This window comes from Vibrio alginolyticus NBRC 15630 = ATCC 17749 (assembly GCF_000354175.2).
Classification (GTDB): domain Bacteria; phylum Pseudomonadota; class Gammaproteobacteria; order Enterobacterales; family Vibrionaceae; genus Vibrio; species Vibrio alginolyticus.
In genome coordinates, this window is record NC_022349.1 from 1,689,007 (window position 1) to 1,706,531 (window position 17,525).

Annotated in this window: 11 protein-coding genes; 3 read left to right on the top strand and 8 right to left on the bottom strand. The window is 45.4% G+C overall.

Annotated elements, in window-relative coordinates; all coding sequences use genetic code 11:
- Positions 1-6 precede the first annotated feature (6 nt).
- From N646_RS07620 to N646_RS07630, 3 genes are all read left to right on the top strand, one after another.
- Positions 7-1,926, top strand: a complete 1,920-nt coding sequence (locus N646_RS07620) for a beta-N-acetylhexosaminidase (protein ID WP_017820408.1) — start codon at positions 7-9, stop codon at positions 1,924-1,926.
- An 84-nt stretch (positions 1,927-2,010) separates the two neighbouring features.
- Positions 2,011-4,419 (top strand): GH36-type glycosyl hydrolase domain-containing protein, encoded by a 2,409-nt coding sequence (locus N646_RS07625; protein WP_017820407.1) that lies wholly within the window; start codon positions 2,011-2,013, stop codon positions 4,417-4,419.
- A 125-nt stretch (positions 4,420-4,544) separates the two neighbouring features.
- Positions 4,545-5,957 carry a phosphoglucomutase/phosphomannomutase family protein gene (locus N646_RS07630; protein WP_017820406.1) on the top strand — a complete coding sequence of 471 codons (1,413 nt, stop codon included), beginning with the start codon at positions 4,545-4,547 and terminating at the stop codon, positions 5,955-5,957.
- Positions 5,958-6,114: 157 nt separating this feature from the next.
- Here the strand turns inward: N646_RS07630 and N646_RS07635 are convergent, their stop codons facing one another.
- The 8 genes from N646_RS07635 to N646_RS07670 form a co-directional block, all read right to left on the bottom strand.
- Positions 6,115-7,146 (bottom strand): ABC transporter ATP-binding protein, encoded by a 1,032-nt coding sequence (locus tag N646_RS07635; RefSeq protein WP_017820405.1) that lies wholly within the window; start codon positions 7,144-7,146, stop codon positions 6,115-6,117.
- A complete protein-coding gene (locus N646_RS07640) occupies positions 7,146-8,771 on the bottom strand; it encodes an ABC transporter permease (protein WP_017820404.1) in 1,626 nt (541 codons plus the stop codon). The genes N646_RS07635 and N646_RS07640 overlap by 1 nt, the downstream gene beginning before the upstream one ends.
- Positions 8,772-8,870: 99 nt before the next feature.
- Positions 8,871-9,884 carry a Fe(3+) ABC transporter substrate-binding protein gene (locus N646_RS07645; RefSeq protein ID WP_005386566.1) on the bottom strand — a complete coding sequence of 338 codons (1,014 nt, stop codon included), beginning with the start codon at positions 9,882-9,884 and terminating at the stop codon, positions 8,871-8,873.
- Between the two features lie 152 nt (positions 9,885-10,036).
- Complete coding sequence (locus N646_RS07650; protein WP_005386568.1) at positions 10,037-11,266, bottom strand: ammonium transporter; 1,230 nt, start codon at positions 11,264-11,266, stop codon at positions 10,037-10,039.
- Positions 11,267-11,293: 27 nt separating this feature from the next.
- Entirely contained in the window at positions 11,294-11,632 is a 339-nt protein-coding gene (locus N646_RS07655; RefSeq protein WP_005386570.1) for a P-II family nitrogen regulator, read from the bottom strand.
- A 188-nt stretch (positions 11,633-11,820) separates the two neighbouring features.
- Positions 11,821-12,189 carry a YacL family protein gene (locus tag N646_RS07660; RefSeq protein WP_017820403.1) on the bottom strand — a complete coding sequence of 123 codons (369 nt, stop codon included), beginning with the start codon at positions 12,187-12,189 and terminating at the stop codon, positions 11,821-11,823.
- 99 nt (positions 12,190-12,288) lie between these two features.
- Entirely contained in the window at positions 12,289-14,886 is a 2,598-nt protein-coding gene (gene acnB, locus N646_RS07665) for a bifunctional aconitate hydratase 2/2-methylisocitrate dehydratase (RefSeq protein WP_005380009.1), read from the bottom strand.
- Between the two features lie 268 nt (positions 14,887-15,154).
- Positions 15,155-17,485, bottom strand: coding sequence for a patatin-like phospholipase family protein (locus N646_RS07670; protein ID WP_005380018.1), 2,331 nt, complete (start codon positions 17,483-17,485; stop codon positions 15,155-15,157).
- Between the last annotated feature and the right edge of the window lie 40 nt (positions 17,486-17,525).

The window sequence follows — 17,525 nt, forward strand, 5'->3', positions numbered from 1 at the left end:
GTAGATATGGAATATCGTGTTGATCTCGTAGTCCTTTCTGAGCAGAAACAAAACTGCCGCTTTGGCCTCACCTTTCATAACTTGAGCGACCAAGACCTAAACAGCTGGAGCTTAACTTTCGCTTTCGATCGTTACATTCTTCCAGACAGCGTTTCAAATGGTCAACTGACTCAAATTGGTAGTTTTTGCACACTTAAACCAGAAGGGGTGGTACTGGCTGCCAACCATCACTATTACTGTGAATTCAGTATTGGTTCGAACCCATTCCGTTATTACTCGGATGGCTTTAACGAAGCGATGATCAACTTTGTCGTTGATGGAAACCCACAGCGCGCACAAGTGGATGTCACGCCTATCGTATTAGCTTCACCATACCGTGAACGCAGTGAGATTCCGGCAAGTTTAACCCATGCACAGCCCTTGCTGCCAAAACCAAACCATATTGAGGTCAGCGATCACTATTTTAGCTTTGATCATCATGCTGGCGTCGCGGTCTATTCAAGCCTGGCCAATTCAGCTAAAGAATGGCTACTTGAAGAGCTTAAGCGCATTCACCAATTTGAGTTCGCATCAGACAATGGCAGTCAGATCATCTTCAAAGGCAACCCAACCTTGGATGAAGGCGCTTACAAACTGAAAGTAGCCGAAGAGTCAATCCAAATTGAAGCAGGATCTTCGTCTGGTTTTACCCATGCTTGTGCAACGTTATTACAACTAATCAAAGTTGGCGATCAACCTAACTCAATGGAAGTAGTTTGTTGTTCAATCAAGGACAGGCCACGTTTTCGTTACCGCGGTATGATGCTGGATTGTGCTCGTCATTTTCACTCCGTTGAGCAAGTCAAACGCTTGATCAACCAACTGGCTCATTACAAGTTCAATACGTTCCATTGGCATCTTACCGACGATGAGGGTTGGCGAATTGAAATCAAATCACTGCCTCAACTGACCGATATTGGTGCTTGGCGCGGATTGGATGAGATCAATGAACCACAGTACACGCACTTTGATGAACGTTACGGCGGCTTCTACACGCAAGAAGACATCAAAGACGTTATCGAATTTGCATCGCAACGCGGCATCACCATCATTCCTGAAATTGATGTACCTGGTCATTGCCGAGCCGCCATCAAGTCGTTACCACACCTATTGGTAGAAGCGGAAGATACCACCGAATACCGCAGTATTCAGCATTACAACGACAACGTCATTAACCCTGCTCTGCCGGGGAGTTATGAATTTATCGACAAAGTGCTAGAAGAGGTCTCTGCGCTTTTTCCTGCGCCTTACGTTCATATTGGTGCCGACGAAGTACCTAACGGCGTATGGTCAAAAAGCCCAGCATGCCAAGCACTAATGGAACAACTGGGTTACAGCGACTACAAAGATTTGCAAGGACACTTCTTGCGTTATGCCGAAGACAAACTTCGTAAATTGGGCAAACGCATGCTGGGCTGGGAAGAAGCTCAACACGGCGACAAAGTCAGTAAAGATACGGTGATCTACTCATGGCTAAGCGAAGAAGCGGCATTGAACTGTGCTCGCCAAGGCTTTGATGTGGTGCTGCAACCAGCACAAACCACTTACCTAGATATGACCCAAGACTACGCACCTGAAGAACCGGGCGTGGACTGGGCAAACCCACTGCCACTAGAAAAAGCTTACAACTACGAGCCGCTCGCTGAAGTGCCTGCTGACGACCCAATACGTAAGCGCATTTGGGGCATTCAAACAGCATTATGGTGCGAAATTATCAATAACCAACCTCGCATGGACTACATGATCTTCCCTCGTTTAACTGCAATGGCAGAAGCATGTTGGACAGACAAACAACACCGAGATTGGACCGACTATTTATCACGCTTGAAAGGCCATCTACCTCTGCTTGATTTGCAGGGAGTGAATTACCGTAAACCGTGGAAGTAATACAAAACTGATGTCGAAACATCACGCTTGAAGAGTTTTTAAATTTTGGCTGCTGATGCAGCTTCGTAAAAAGGAAAGACACAAATGAAATACGGCTATTTCGATAACGAGAATCGCGAATACGTCATCACTCGCCCTGACGTACCAGCACCATGGACCAACTACCTAGGTACTGAGAAGTTCTGTACGGTTATCTCGCACAACGCGGGTGGCTACTCGTTCTACAACTCTCCAGAATACAACCGTGTTACTAAATTCCGTCCAAATGCGACATTCGATCGCCCAGGACACTACGTTTACTTGCGTGATGATGAGACAGGTGATTACTGGTCAATCTCTTGGCAACCAGTTGCGAAGAGCCTAGATGAAGCAAACTACGAAGTTCGTCACGGCTTGTCTTACTCTAAGTTCAAATGTGAATACAGCGGTATTACCGCAACAAAAACTCTGTTCGTGCCAAAAGGCGAAGACGCTGAAATCTGGGATGTAGTGATTAAAAACACCTCTGACAAACCACGTACGATCAGTGCATTCTCATTTGTTGAGTTCTCATTCAGCCACATTCAGTCTGATAACCAAAACCATCAGATGTCTCTGTACTCGGCAGGTACGGCTTACAACGAAGGCGTGATAGAGTACGACCTGTACTACAACACCAACGATTTCGAAGGCTTCTACTACCTAGCTTCAACATTTGACCCAGATTCATACGACGGCCAACGTGACAGCTTCCTAGGCCTATACCGTGACGAAGCAAACCCGTTAGCGGTAGAACAAGGTAAGTGTTTCAATACAGCGCAAACTTGTTACAACCATTGTGGCTCTCTGCACAAGCAATTCACTATCCAGCCGGGTGAAGAAGTTCGCTTTGCTTACATTCTAGGTATCGGTAAAGGCAATGGTGACCGTCTACGTGCTAAGTACCAAGACCTTGCAGAAGTCGACAATGCATTTGCGGGTATCAAAGCACACTGGGATGAGCGTTGTGGCAAGTTCCAAGTGAAATCACCAAACGAAGGTCTAGATACCATGATCAACGCTTGGACCCTATACCAAGCAGAAACGTGTGTGGTGTGGTCTCGTTTTGCTTCATTCATCGAAGTGGGTGGTCGTACAGGTCTTGGTTACCGCGATACAGCGCAAGATGCAATCTCAGTTCCTCACGCTAACCCAGCAATGACGCGCAAACGTATCGTTGACTTACTGCGCGGCCAAGTAAAAGCGGGCTACGGTCTACACCTATTCGATCCAGATTGGTTTGATCCAGAAAAAGCGGATGTTAAACCATCTAAATCTCCAACCGTAGTTCCAACACCTTCTGATGAAGACAAAATTCACGGCATCGAAGACACTTGTTCCGATGACCATCTATGGCTAGTTCCAACCATCTGTAAGTACGTGATGGAAACCGGTGAGCACAGCTTCTTCGACGAAGTGATCCCTTACGCCGACGGTGGCGATGCAACGGTTTATGACCACATGAAAGCCGCGCTAGACTTCTCGGCTGAATACGTAGGTCAAACCGGTATCTGTAAAGGTCTGCGTGCAGACTGGAACGACTGTCTGAACCTAGGTGGCGGCGAATCTTCAATGGTGTCGTTCCTACATTTCTGGGCACTGCAGGAGTTCATCGACCTAGCGAAATACCTAGGTAAGGAAGCCGACGTTGAAAAATACACCGAGATGGCAGCAAACGTTCGTGAAGCGTGTGAAACCCACCTTTGGGATGACGAAGGTGGTTGGTACATCCGTGGTCTGACGAAGAATGGCGACAAGATCGGTACTGCGCAACAAGCGGAAGGCCGAGTACACCTAGAGTCAAACACACTTGCGGTACTTTCTGGTGCGGTATCTCAAGAGCGTGGCGAAAAAGCGATGGACGCTGTCGATGAGAACCTGTTCTCTGAATACGGCCTTCACCTAAACTCACCATCTTTTGCAACACCGAATGATGATATCGGCTTCGTAACTCGTGTTTACCAAGGCGTAAAAGAGAACGGTGCGATATTCTCGCATCCAAACCCATGGGCTTGGGTAGCTGAAGCGAAACTGGGTCGTGGTGATCGTGCAATGAAGTTCTACGATGCGCTAAACCCATACAACCAGAACGACATCATCGAAAAACGTATTGCAGAACCATACTCATACGTACAGTTCATCATGGGTCGTGACCACCAAGACCACGGTCGTGCAAACCACCCATGGTTAACAGGTACGTCAGGCTGGGCTTACTTCGCTGTTACCAACTTTATCCTTGGTGTGCGTACAGGCTTCGATGGCCTAACTATCGATCCATGTATCCCAACGAACTGGCCTGGTTTCGAAGTGACTCGTCAATGGCTAGGTGCAACGTACAACATCAAAGTCGTTAACCCAGACTCAGTAAGCAAAGGCGTTAAGTCGATTACTGTGAACGGTGAAGCAGTGAATGGTGCCTCTGTCCCAGTTCAAGCGGAAGGTTCAGTAAACGAAGTTATCGTTACTCTAGGTTAATCATCTTTTAGGGGAGTCCTTCTCCCCTTTTGATTTATCCGGTGCATTTATGTTTTACAAGTGCATCGGTTCGCTAGCAAAGATTTAAGACGCGGTGGGATGCCGCTCTTATCGAGGATCGAATCATGATCAAATTTGGTACAGGCGGTTGGCGTGCATTTATCGGTGAGGAGTTCACTAAAGATAACGTACGCTTGGTTGCCCAAGCAGTTGCAAACATCACGAATAACGAATCGGTTGCTGATCGCGGTTTTGTGATTGGCTATGACCGTCGTTTTCTTTCCGATAAAGCAGGTCGTTGGTTCGCTGAAGTTCTAGCAGCAAACGGCATTGTGGTCAGCTTTATCGACAAATTTGTCCCAACACCTATCGTAATGTTTAAAGCGAAAGAAATGGGCTGCGCATACTCGGCATGTATTACCGCATCACACAACCCTGCCGATTACAACGGCATTAAAGTCTTCATTGAAGGCGGTCGTGACGCAGATGAAATCATCACCCAAAAAATCGAATCACAAATAGACGCGCTCACTGCGCAAGATGTAAAAAGCGTCGACTTTGAACAAGCGGTTGAAGATAAGCTGATTGAAATCATCAATCCGATGAACGAATTCGTTGACTCAATCATCGACTTTATCGACATCGGAGCGATCAAGAAGGCGAATTTACGTGTTTTGATCGACCCAATGTTTGGTGTCGCGAAAAACGCACTGCAAACCGTATTAATCAACGGCCGCTGTGACGTTGATGTGATTAACGATGGCAAAAACCCAGATTTCGGTGGGTTAATGCCTTCGCCAAGCGCTGCAACACTCTACCGTTTGATGCACCTAGTGAAAGAGCAAGGTTACGATATTGGCATCGGTACTGATGGCGATGCGGACCGTCTTGGTATTATCGACGAAAAAGGTAACTTCATTCATCCAAATGAAGTGCTACTGCTGCTTTACTACTACCTACTTGAATACAAAGGCTGGAAAGGCTCCGTGGTACGTAACATCGCAACCACCCACCTTCTCGATAAAGTCGCCGAAGATCATGGCGAGAAATGCTTTGAGGTTCCTGTAGGCTTTAAGCACATCAGCTCCCAAATGGAAGCGGATGACTCACTGATTGGCGGGGAAAGCTCAGGCGGCCTAACCATTCGCGGCCACATCAAAGGTAAAGACGGCGTATTCGCATCAAGCCTATTGGTAGAAATGATTTCAGCAACCGGCAAGAAGCTGTCTGAGTTGCTGGATGAAATCTACGGCAAGTACGGCTATGCCTACATGGCAGAAGGCGATTGTAAGTTCAAACCAGCGCAAAAAGACGTTCTGTTCAACAAGATTTATGTTGAAAAGCAGTTGCCTGAGTTTGAGTTTGAAATCGAAAAAGTCAGCTATGAAGATGGTGCGAAAGTCTACTTCAAAAACGGCGGTTGGATCATCGCCCGCTTCTCTGGCACTGAGCCACTGCTACGAATTTTTGCAGAGATGCAAGATAAGGACACTGCGGAACGTGTTCTTCAACAGTTTAAAGACTTCTTGTCTTTATAACTGAACCTTGTGCCCGCTTCGAGCACTATGATGAGAGTCGACGCTGTCTGAAAAGGCGCTCATCAACAGGAGAAGAGCACTTGCCCGGCTCCACTGCCGGGCTTTTTTATTGTATGTTGGAAAGTCGTAAACGAGATAGCAAAGATACTCAGGAGCGTTAAGCAAATGCCAGGACGCCTTGCGTTTCAATTTTCACCGCGACGGACTCACCTATATTTAATGCTTGCGAAGCTGTAGCTAACAAACGATCACCATTCGCGTTAATCACATAACGGCAGTGATCACCCATAAAATGCTGTTCCAATACGGTTACCGAACTATCTTCATCGGATTGAATTTGCACATGCTGCGGTCTTAGCAGTAAAGAGCACTCCGCCTGTACTGGAATATCTTGTTGAGCCGTGGCTTCAACCACGCCCAAGTGGGTTTCATATTCTGAATTCGAAACTCGTTTAGCAGCAAGGTAACTGCCACCACCTAAGAAATCAGCGACAAATTTACTTGAAGGTTGGTAGTAAAGCTCAGATGCTGTGCCATATTGCTCGATGACTCCATTGTTCATCACTGCCATTTTATCGGCGAAAGCAAAAGCCTCTTCACGGCTATGCGTAACAAAAATGGCAGTCACACCTTGGGCCTTAAAAATCTTACGGATCTCACTTATCAACTCATGGCGAACTTGCGTATCAATATTAGAAAACGGTTCATCCAGTAACAGTAAGTCTGGGCTGTAAGCTAATGAGCGAGCAATCGCAACACGTTGCTGCTGTCCACCAGACAATTGATGAGGATAACGATCGCCATAACCTTGAAGGTGCACGAGTTCTAACATTTCTTGAACTTTGGCATTTTTCTCTTTTGTCGAGCTCTGCTTTAAGCCAAAGGCAATGTTTTGCGCCACCGTCAAGTGAGGAAAAAGTGCGTAATCTTGGAAAATCATCCCTATGTTACGCTGTTCTGGCGGCAACCAGTTTTCCCCATCATCAATTGTGACGCAATTTAGACTCATTTCGCCTGACGTTAACGGCAATAATCCCGCAACGGCCTTTAATAGTGTTGTTTTCCCACAGCCACTAGCTCCTAGCAAACAGACAATCTGCCCTTGTTCTACCTCAAGAGACAATGATTCGAGTACAGTTTGATCATCATATTGGCACGTTAGGTTTTTAATTGATAATGCACAGCTCATCAGTGATTTTGCTCCAGTGAACGGTTAACAACAACAAGCGGGATCAACCCAACAAGAACCAACAGGACCGCTGGCAAAGCGGCCAATTCTAAATGCTCATCCGAGGCGAAGTTATAAACGTATGTGGCTAGTGTTTCAAAGTTAAACGGACGAAGTAACAAAGCCGCATTGAGCTCTTTCATTGACTCGATAAACACTAATAAAGCCGCAATCAGTGCACCGCGCTTAACCAGCGGAAAGTGCACGCGCCACAGCATGACATTGGGCTTACAACCCATAGTGCGCGATGCCATATCTAACGACGGAGAAATTTTATTTAAATTACTCTCGATACTACCAATCGCTACCGCGGAAAAGCGCACAACCATGGCAAATACTAGTGCGAACATGGAACCAGAAAAAATAAGTCCCGGTCTTCCCCACTCCATGGCTTTAGCAACGTCGTTGACACGATGATCCATAAACAGCACAGCGACCATCACACCGATGGCTAGTACCGTTCCTGGTACTGCATAACCCATAGAAGAAAGACGCATAAATGCCAAGCTTTCTCGTTTACCATTGACTCGATGGGTAAAGTTAACGATCAGTGCGACAGCGACACCAATAATCGCAGCAATAACAGACACAACTAAGCTATTCCATGCGTATTCACGAAACTCTGAGGTCCAACTCTGCGCAAAATAAGTGATCGCATAATCAATCAGCTGTAGTAGCGGCAAAATAAACGCGACCGAAACCAAGCCCCAGCACCAAACTAGTGCGGTCCACTTTTTCCAGCCCGTCAACTCGTAACGAAAATCTTCGTGACTGTTAAATTGGCTTTGAAAAAGCTTTTGTTTACGGCGGCTGTATCGTTCTGCACTAAGAAGCAGTACTACAATGACGAGCATCATGGCAGAAATCTTGGCTGCCGCATTAAGATTAGAGTACCCCAACCAAGTATCGTAGACCGCTGTGGTTAACGTACTCACCGCGAAGTAACTTACCGTACCAAAGTCGCCAATGGTCTCCATTGCGACCAATGATAAACCCACTGCGATAGAGGGTCTTACTAACGGCATCGAGATGCGCCAAAAGCTTTCCCATGGAGAGCACTTGAGCAAACGCGCGCTTTGCAATAAAGAGACATTTTGCTCCATAAACGCAGCCCGGCACAATAAATACACGTAAGGATACAACACCAAAGCCAACACAAAGGTCGCACCAGGCAACGTACGAATGTCAGGGAACCAATACTCGCCAGGTCCCCATCCGGTTACATCACGCAAAAAGATTTGAATTGGACCTGCAAAATCAAACCAATCAGTAAAAATATAACCAATGATATAACCTGGCATTGCAAGAGGTAGTACCAATGCCCACTGCAACCATTTTTCGGTCGGCAGTTTACACATGGCCATTATCCAAGCGCTTGGAATACCAAGAATTAAGGACAGCACCATTACGCCAACAGTTAGCGCAACCGTGTTAAAAATATAAGTCGGCATGACCGTTGCCATTAAATGAGCAAACAAATCATCCGTTTCACCAATCGCGGTGTAGAAGATCGCTAAGATCGGCAAAACCAGTAGCAGAGTTATTACCCCACTACTGGTTTTCCATAAAGATTGTTTATCTTTCATCGCCTAATTACTGCAAGGCTGTATGAAATACAAATGCTGTTGCAAATACATCTCATATCCTTTAATCAAATGGGGGTACTGTTATACCCCCACAAGGAATTAAAGGTCAAATTTCACTTCGTCTAATAGCTTAATTGCCGCTTCGTGGTTGGCTGCAATATCGTCTAGAGAAAGCTTGTCTGCTTTAAAGTCACCCCAAGATTCCACAAGCTCAGAACGCTTCACGCCTTCTTTAACTGGGTACTCATAGTTAACTTCTGCGTACATTTGCTGCGCTTTGTCACCCGTTAGGAATTCCATTAGCTTCACAGCATTGTCTTTGTTTGGAGAGTACTTCGCCATCGCCATACCAGAGATATTCACGTGAGTGCCTGTAGTCTCTTGATTAGGGAAGTTGATGTAAACTGCATCAGCCCAAGCTTTTTGCTCTTTGTCGTTAACCATTTTACCTAGGTAGTAGCTGTTACCTAGAGAAACATCACATAGGCCTTCTTTGATCGCTTTAACTTGTGCACGATCGTTGCCTTGTGGTTTGCGAGCAAGGTTTGCTTTCACACCTTCCAACCACTCTTTGGTTTCTGCTTCGCCATTGTGAGCAATCATTGCTGAAACTAGAGAAACGTTGTACGGGTGCTTACCGCTACGAGTACAAATTTTACCTTTGAACTCTGGCTTAGCTAAGTCTGCGTAGTTGAAATCTGCGCCTAGTTTACCTACGCGATCACGTGATGAATAAACGCTACGAGAACGTAGAGTTAGAGCAAACCACTCATTCTCTTTATCTTGGTATTGAGCAGGTACGTTTTCTTCAATGATTTTGCTATCGACTTTCTGAACTAAACCTTTGTTTGTCAGTTCAGCTAGACGGCTGATGTCTGTCGTAAGAATAACGTCAGCAGGGCTGTACTCACCTTCTTGAGCTAGCTTTTCTGCTAAGCCTTTTTTAGCAAATTTTACGTTTACTTTGATACCAGTTTCTTTAGTGAACTCATTGAACATAGGTTCAACTAGGAAAGGTTGACGGTAAGAGTAGACGTTCACTTCTTCAGCAGCCATTGCTGTTGGAGCTAGAGTAGCGCAAGTTAGTGCTGAAAGAGTTAGCAGTTTTTTCATTGTTTAATCCTTTACCATGCTAATGATAACGTTTATCAGTTGCGTTATTATATGTATGTTCAATAAGAAGACAATGACGAATATTAAAAAACCTGCTCATCGGAGCAGGTTTTATTGTGTTAAGTGTGTAACCATTTATTACAAGCTAATGATTATTTCACTGTAACAAACTCTGGGTAAGCACCAACACCACAATCATGCATGTCCATACCTTCCATTTCTTCATCTTCTGTAACGCGAATCCCAACGGTTGCTTTCAAGATTGCCCACACAACTAGGCTGGCACCAAATACCCAAGCAAAGATAACTACGGCACCTAAAAGCTGTGCACCAAACGTTGCATCACCGTTGCTCAGTGGCACTACCATTAGGCCGAAGAAACCACACACACCGTGAACTGAGATAGCACCTACTGGATCGTCAATTTTAAGTTTATCTAGAGCAATGATACTGAATACAACTAGTGCACCCGACACCGCACCAATCGCAACCGCGTACAGTGGTGATGGCGATAGAGGGTCTGCAGTGATGGCAACCAAGCCAGCTAGCGCGCCATTGAGAATCATCGTTAAATCGGCTTTACCCCAAGTAGTTTTACAAACGAATAGCGCCGCAATTGCACCGGCAGCCGCTGCTGCGTTAGTGTTTAGAAAGATCTGACCTACCGCTGTAGCATTCTCAAAATCTGAAACCATCAACTGAGAACCACCGTTAAATCCAAACCAGCCAAACCAAAGGATAAAAGTACCCAACGTTGCCAAAGGCATGTTAGAACCTGGAATCGGATAGATTTCACCATTTTTACCGTACTTACCCTTACGCGCGCCAAGCAGTAACACACCAGCAAGAGCAGCAGAAGCACCTGCCATATGTACGATACCAGAACCCGCAAAGTCACTAAATCCAGCTTCTGCTAGGAAGCCTCCACCCCATGTCCAGTAACCTTCCATTGGATAGATAAACGCAGTTAAAATCGCAGAGAAAATCAAGAAAGACCAAAGCTTCATGCGCTCAGCTACCGCACCAGAAACGACGGACATGGCAGTTGCAACGAAGACAACTTGGAAGAAGAAGTCAGACTCTAAAGAGTGGTCGGCCCCTTCACCTTGAGTACCAATTAAAGTACCAAATGAAGGTAACCAGCCTCCTTCTCCATTATCGACATACATGATGTTATAACCGACAATCAGAAACATCGTACATGCGATGGCGTACAAACAGATGTTCTTCGTAAGAATTTCTGTTGTGTTTTTAGAGCGCACAAGGCCAGCCTCTAGCATCGCAAAGCCTGCTGCCATCCACATTACCAACGCACCGGAAATGAGGAAGAAAAAGGTGTCAAGTGCGTAACGTAACTCGGTTACTGTTGTTGTTAATTCCATAATAAGTATCTCCAATCCTTTGAATTCTTAAAGTGCTTCTGCGTCCATTTCGCCAGTTCGGATACGCACCGCTTGGTTCAGATCGTAAACAAAAATTTTACCGTCGCCGATTTTTCCGGTTTGCGCAGCTTTTGTAATTGCTTCAACAACGCGATCTACATTGTCTGCGTGAGTCGCGATTTCAATTTTCACCTTTGGTAGAAAATCGACTTGATACTCTGCACCGCGGTACAATTCCGTGTGACCTTTTTGACGACCGAACCCTTTAACTTCTGATACTGTCATCCCTTCGATACCGACATCAGCCAATGCTTCTCGTACATCGTCTAATTTAAACGGCTTAATAATGGCATTGATTATTTTCATTGAGTTATCTCCGAAGCTTTCATCCTGAAACACTTCTTATAATCCAATCTACGTGCCAAGTTTTTAAGTTATTGAATAATAAAAACTAACCTCAATTTACATATCTATAAACAAAAAGGGCGCACCATATCGGTGCGCCCTTTTCACAAATTTAAAGCAACGGCAGAGAAGTTACCCAAAACTGTGCATTAAATGTTCAAAAAGTCTTTCCACTGTTCGATAAGTGCCATGAAATCCTCTATCCCACAACTTGCTGTACTTTCTGCATTGTAGAAGTCGAACTCACTTTCCATCTCGACATCATATTCATGGGCTAATGCGTTTTCTTGTACAAGAACTTCATCGCCCTGAATCATCAAGCTAATTTCCGTGCCTGTTAGGTTATGCTCCTGAGAAGGCGCTAAAAATGACTGCTCAATTAGCTTTTCAACTTGTGCAATCTTCATCGGATCTTTGCCAATTTCTTCTTGCAACCAGCGCCCTACAATCTCATGTCCCATGCTACATTTTACGTAGTACTCGCCCATCAACGTGTTACGAATGAATTCAAATTCCACCGAGATTGCCTATTTCGTATCAATTTGGTGCGAGTATAGCGAATTGCTCCCATAAAAAAAGCACCTCATGTGAGGTGCTTTTGAATTGTGCATTTCTGATTATGCCGGCTCTTGGAAGATCACTTCGTCCGCTTTCTTGGTGTATTGATCCATTTTATGGAAGTTCAAGTAGCGGTACGTATCCGTTGCCGTAGCGTCGATTTGCTTCGCGTATTCTAGGTATTCTTCTTTGGTTGGAATCTTACCTAGAATTGCACCTACTGCAGCTAGCTCAGCTGACGACAGGTAAACATTCGCACCAGTACCCAGACGGTTCGGGAAGTTACGCGTTGAAGTCGACATTACTGTTGATTTATCTGCAACACGCGCTTGGTTACCCATACAAAGTGAACACCCTGGCGTTTCAATACGAACCCCTGCACGTCCGAAGATACCGTAGTAGCCTTCTTCAATCAGTTGGTCTTTATCCATCTTTGTTGGTGGCGCTACCCAAAGGCGCGTTGCTAACTGGCCATTGAACTTATCAAGCAATTTACCTGCTGCGCGGAAGTGACCGATGTTCGTCATACAAGAACCGATGAACACTTCATCAATCGCTGTGCCTTGTACTTCAGACAACAAACGAGCGTCATCTGGGTCATTCGGTGCACATAGTACTGGCTCATTGATTTCAGCCATATCGATTTCAATCACATGTGCGTATTCAGCGTCTTTATCTGCTTGCATCAGCTCAGGGTTTGCTAGCCACTCTTGCATTGCAGTAATGCGGCGCTCGATAGTACGGCGATCACCGTAACCTTCAGAGATCATCCACTTCAGCATCACGATGTTAGAGTTTAAGTACTCTTCGATCGACTCTTGAGACAATTTCACAGTACAACCTGCCGCCGAACGCTCTGCAGATGCATCAGAAAGCTCAAATGCTTGCTCAACCGTTAGCGTTTCTAAGCCTTCAATCTCAAGGATACGGCCAGAAAATTCGTTGATCTTGCCCGCTTTTTCTACCGTTAGTAGACCTTGCTGAATCGCGTAGTAAGGGATGGCATGAACAAGATCACGCAGTGTAATACCCGGTTGCATTTCACCTTTAAAACGAACCAAGATTGACTCTGGCATGTCTAGCGGCATAACGCCTGTTGCAGCTGCAAAGGCAACCAAGCCCGAGCCAGCTGGGAATGAAATACCCAGAGGGAAACGAGTATGTGAGTCACCACCCGTACCGACAGTATCCGGTAGTAGCATACGGTTCAGCCATGAGTGGATAATACCGTCACCAGGACGAAGAGATACACCACCGCGGTTCATAATAAAGTCCGGAAGTGTATGGTGAGTGTTAACGTCTACTGGTTTTGGATAAGCCGATGTGTGACAGAAAGACTGCATGACAAGATCAGCAGAGAAGCCGAGACACGCCAAGTCTTTAAGTTCATCACGAGTCATAGGGCCTGTAGTATCTTGCGAACCTACTGTCGTCATTTTCGGCTCACAGTAGGTACCAGGGCGAATGCCTTCTACGCCACACGCTTTACCAACCATTTTCTGTGCAAGCGTGTAACCCTTGCCAGAATCTGCGATTTCACCAGGTTTGCGGAATACGTCCGAAGGCTCAAGACCTAGAGACTGGCGCGCTTTGTCTGTCAAACCACGACCGATGATCAATGGGATACGACCACCAGCACGAACTTCATCAATCAGTACTTCTGTTTTTAGCGAGAACTCAGCTAGAACCTCACCAGTTTCGTGGTTGCAAACTTTACCTTCATATGGGTAAACATCGATAACATCGCCCATGTTGAGCTTAGTTACGTCAACTTCGATTGGTAGTGCGCCAGCATCTTCCATTGTGTTAAAGAAGATAGGGGCAATTTTGCCACCAAGCACATACCCACCAGCTCGTTTGTTTGGAACGTAAGGGATATCATCACCCATAAACCAAAGCACTGAGTTGGTTGCAGATTTACGTGAAGAGCCAGTACCAACAACATCACCAACGTAAACCAATTGATGACCTTTGTCTTTTAATTCTTCAATTTGCTTGATCGGGCCAATAGTACCCGGTTGATCAGGGTTTATTCCTTCACGCTCGTTTTTAAGCATCGCCAGTGCGTGTACTGGGATATCAGGGCGAGACCAAGCGTCAGGTGCAGGTGAAAGGTCATCCGTGTTCGTTTCACCTGTTACTTTAAATACGGTTAGAGTGACTTTTTCTTCAAGCTTAGGCTTAGAAAGGAACCACTCAGCATCAGCCCATGATTGAAGTACTTTCTGTGCATGCGCATTGCCTGCTTTCGCTTTCTCTTCTACGTCATAGAAAGCATCAAACATCAGCAGCGTATGAGACAGCGCTTTTACTGCGATCTCTGCCAGTGCTTCATCATCCAATAGCTCAACTAGCGGTTCGATGTTGTAACCACCTTGCATAGTGCCTAGCAGTTCAGCCGCTTTTTCACGACTCACTAATGGTGATTTAACTTCACCTTTTGCTACTGCTGTTAGGAAACCCGCTTTTACATAAGCAGCTTCATCAACACCTGGAGGGATACGGTTTTCAAGTAGGTCAAGAATGACTTCTTCTTCACCTTGCGGGGGATTTTTCAGAAGTTCTACAAGTCCAGCAACTTGTTCTGCGTCTAGCGGTTTAGGAACAACTCCTTCAGCAGCACGCTCTTCGACGTGTTTACGGTAGGCTTCAAGCACGACTTTTTCCTCTCATTGCGGTTCCTCCTCTATTATTACTATTGTTAAAGTAAAGGAGTGAACATCCTTGGAAACTTGGCTCTCCATTGCCCTTGTTTTCATTCAATTATGATTGAGAAACAGCGCCGTAGAGGCCAAACTGTGGGCAAAATAATAGCAAATTTAACCTTAAATTAAAATCTTATCATTTTGACCAACATAGCAACTTACGACTAAAGTTCTGCTAATTTTGACCAAATATGCCAAGTTTTTGCTTTCTCATACCCGATTAATTAAACGATGTTCCTACGATCAAATACACAGCATCCAAATCTTGCTCGGTACGACCGTATGCCAACATTATTGGTCCTATTGGTGAGTCAACACCAAAGAAGATGGAGCCAGCATTGTAAAGCGGCGCTTCGTTTAGTTTCAGATCATTATCAGACCAAACACCGCCATATTCGACCGATGCGCCCAGGTAGACTGGAGCTTCAAACAATCCGAAATCATTATCAAACCACTTATATCGGTACACCAAACTGCTGAAAAATAAGTTCTGTCCGATCAGGCTATTTCTTGGGATTCCCGATAGGCTTAAGAAGCCGCCCAACTCTCTGGGATCAAGCGGTAAAGATGAGTTTTTACTCTCTACAAAACTATATTCAGCATGTCCGACTAAAGTATGACGCTGATGACTCACTGCACCTTTAAATCGTGCAGAGATTTCATAAACGGTATCTTCAATAATTTTGTCAGTTTCTAAAAGGCTAACGCCTTGAGGACTTTGATCATGAGACACTAAATATTCGAGATCGACTAAAAGCCCACGAGTCGGAAATGCGAAATCATCAAGTGTATCTAGGCGATAATTGGCAAACAGGCCACGACGTTCAAAATCCAATTTACCAGCAGAAGCCAAAGTAGAAAGCTCAATATCTCCGGTTGAGTAGCGAGCGCCAAATCGAAGTTCTTGCCACAATGTGGGTTGGATACCTATCGCTAACTCTGTTGTAAAATCATCGTAAGTGACCGGAAAAAAGTCATTTACTGACTCTAAATCTGGTGCTTGAGGCTCTGTTAAAGGTAAGTTTCGGCTCTCACTACCATAGGAAATTCGCCCCGATACAAAAAGTTCTTGGCTAGATAAAACAGGGGAATACAACTCAGCTTCAATCAGCTTATCCGTGCCCATTTCTACGTTGAACGCCAACTCCGCGCCATGAGAGTTTAAATTGGTAAAGTTGGTCGATATTCCTATGCCGTACTGGCTATCTGTATCGAAGTCATCTTCAAGAAAAAATCGGAAGTTGAGATAATTAGGCCCCCACGACTTCTCGTTAACATCAAAAACCAACAATGTCTCACCATCCACCTCTTCAAAGTGATAAGTGATGAGCTCGAACCTATCTAACGCGTAGAGGTTTTCAACGGCTTTCTCAATTTCGGCCGTTGAAATACGACGTCCGGTTTCTAATTCAATACGATTCGTCAACAACACATCGCTGTAGTGCGTGTTATTAACAATCACTATGTCATCAACCACACGCTGATCACCATAAATCAAAGTTTTACGAACTTCTTGTTTGCGATCGATGTATTTTTGATAGTCCGCATTGGACAAGCGCAACCCTTTCAGCTTGTCTTTTAACTGCTTGGTAATATCGTACCCAGCTTGAAAAGCCCAAGGCATTTTGTCGAACTCGACAGTTTCCATGGTGCCCACATTGGGACGAATATAGATATCTTGAGGTTCAAGCTCGTCCACTTGCTGTTGTGTACTACGACGAACGAGATAGTTAGAGAGTTGGTCCGCGACAGTAAACAGCCCCGTAAATTCATCTTCGGTTTTGTAATCGGTGCTAATATCGACGGCAATAACGACATCAGCCCCCATGGCGCGAGCCACATCGACAGGCATGTTATTGACGACGCCGCCATCAACAAGCATATGGCCATTGAGCTTATAGGGAGGAAGCGCTCCTGGTACAGACATGCTAGCCATCATGGCGTCCACAAGGTAACCATTGCCCAATACGACTTCTTCTAAGGCAAGAATATCTGTCGCAACAGAACGATAAGGAATGGCAAGATCATCAAAAGAATCGAATCGCCCTAAGTTCCCTGTAGTCTCACGCAATACTCGCAACATGTTCTGGCCTTGCACCACACCCGTTGGTGCTCGTACCTCACCGAACCTTAAGCCGAGATCGGTATTAATTTGATAGCGGTCTTCATACTCTTTGTCACGAACTCGACGTTGGCTACGGTCAACACGATCTCGATAACCGCTGCCCCAATCGACGGTGTAGATAAAACTCTCAATTTCATCAGCACTCATCCCCGTGGCATAGAGCCCACCCACATAGGCGCCCATACTGGTACCGGTCACAATATCGACAGGGATCTGCATTTCTTCCAATGCTTTTAAAACCCCAATGTGTGCCGCCCCTTTCGCTCCGCCGCCAGCGAGCACAACCGCCACCTTTGGTCGAGGTTCCAAGTCATCCGTTTTTGTTAGAGAGTTTGCGAGGGAAACAGAAGGAGTGATCATCAAAAAGGTACTAACCCAAAGCGCAAAGTTGCGAACCGATGGGCTTGATAACAGCTTTTTGAACATTCACTTCTTCCTTTATTGAATATCTGATCAAGTAGGGCGT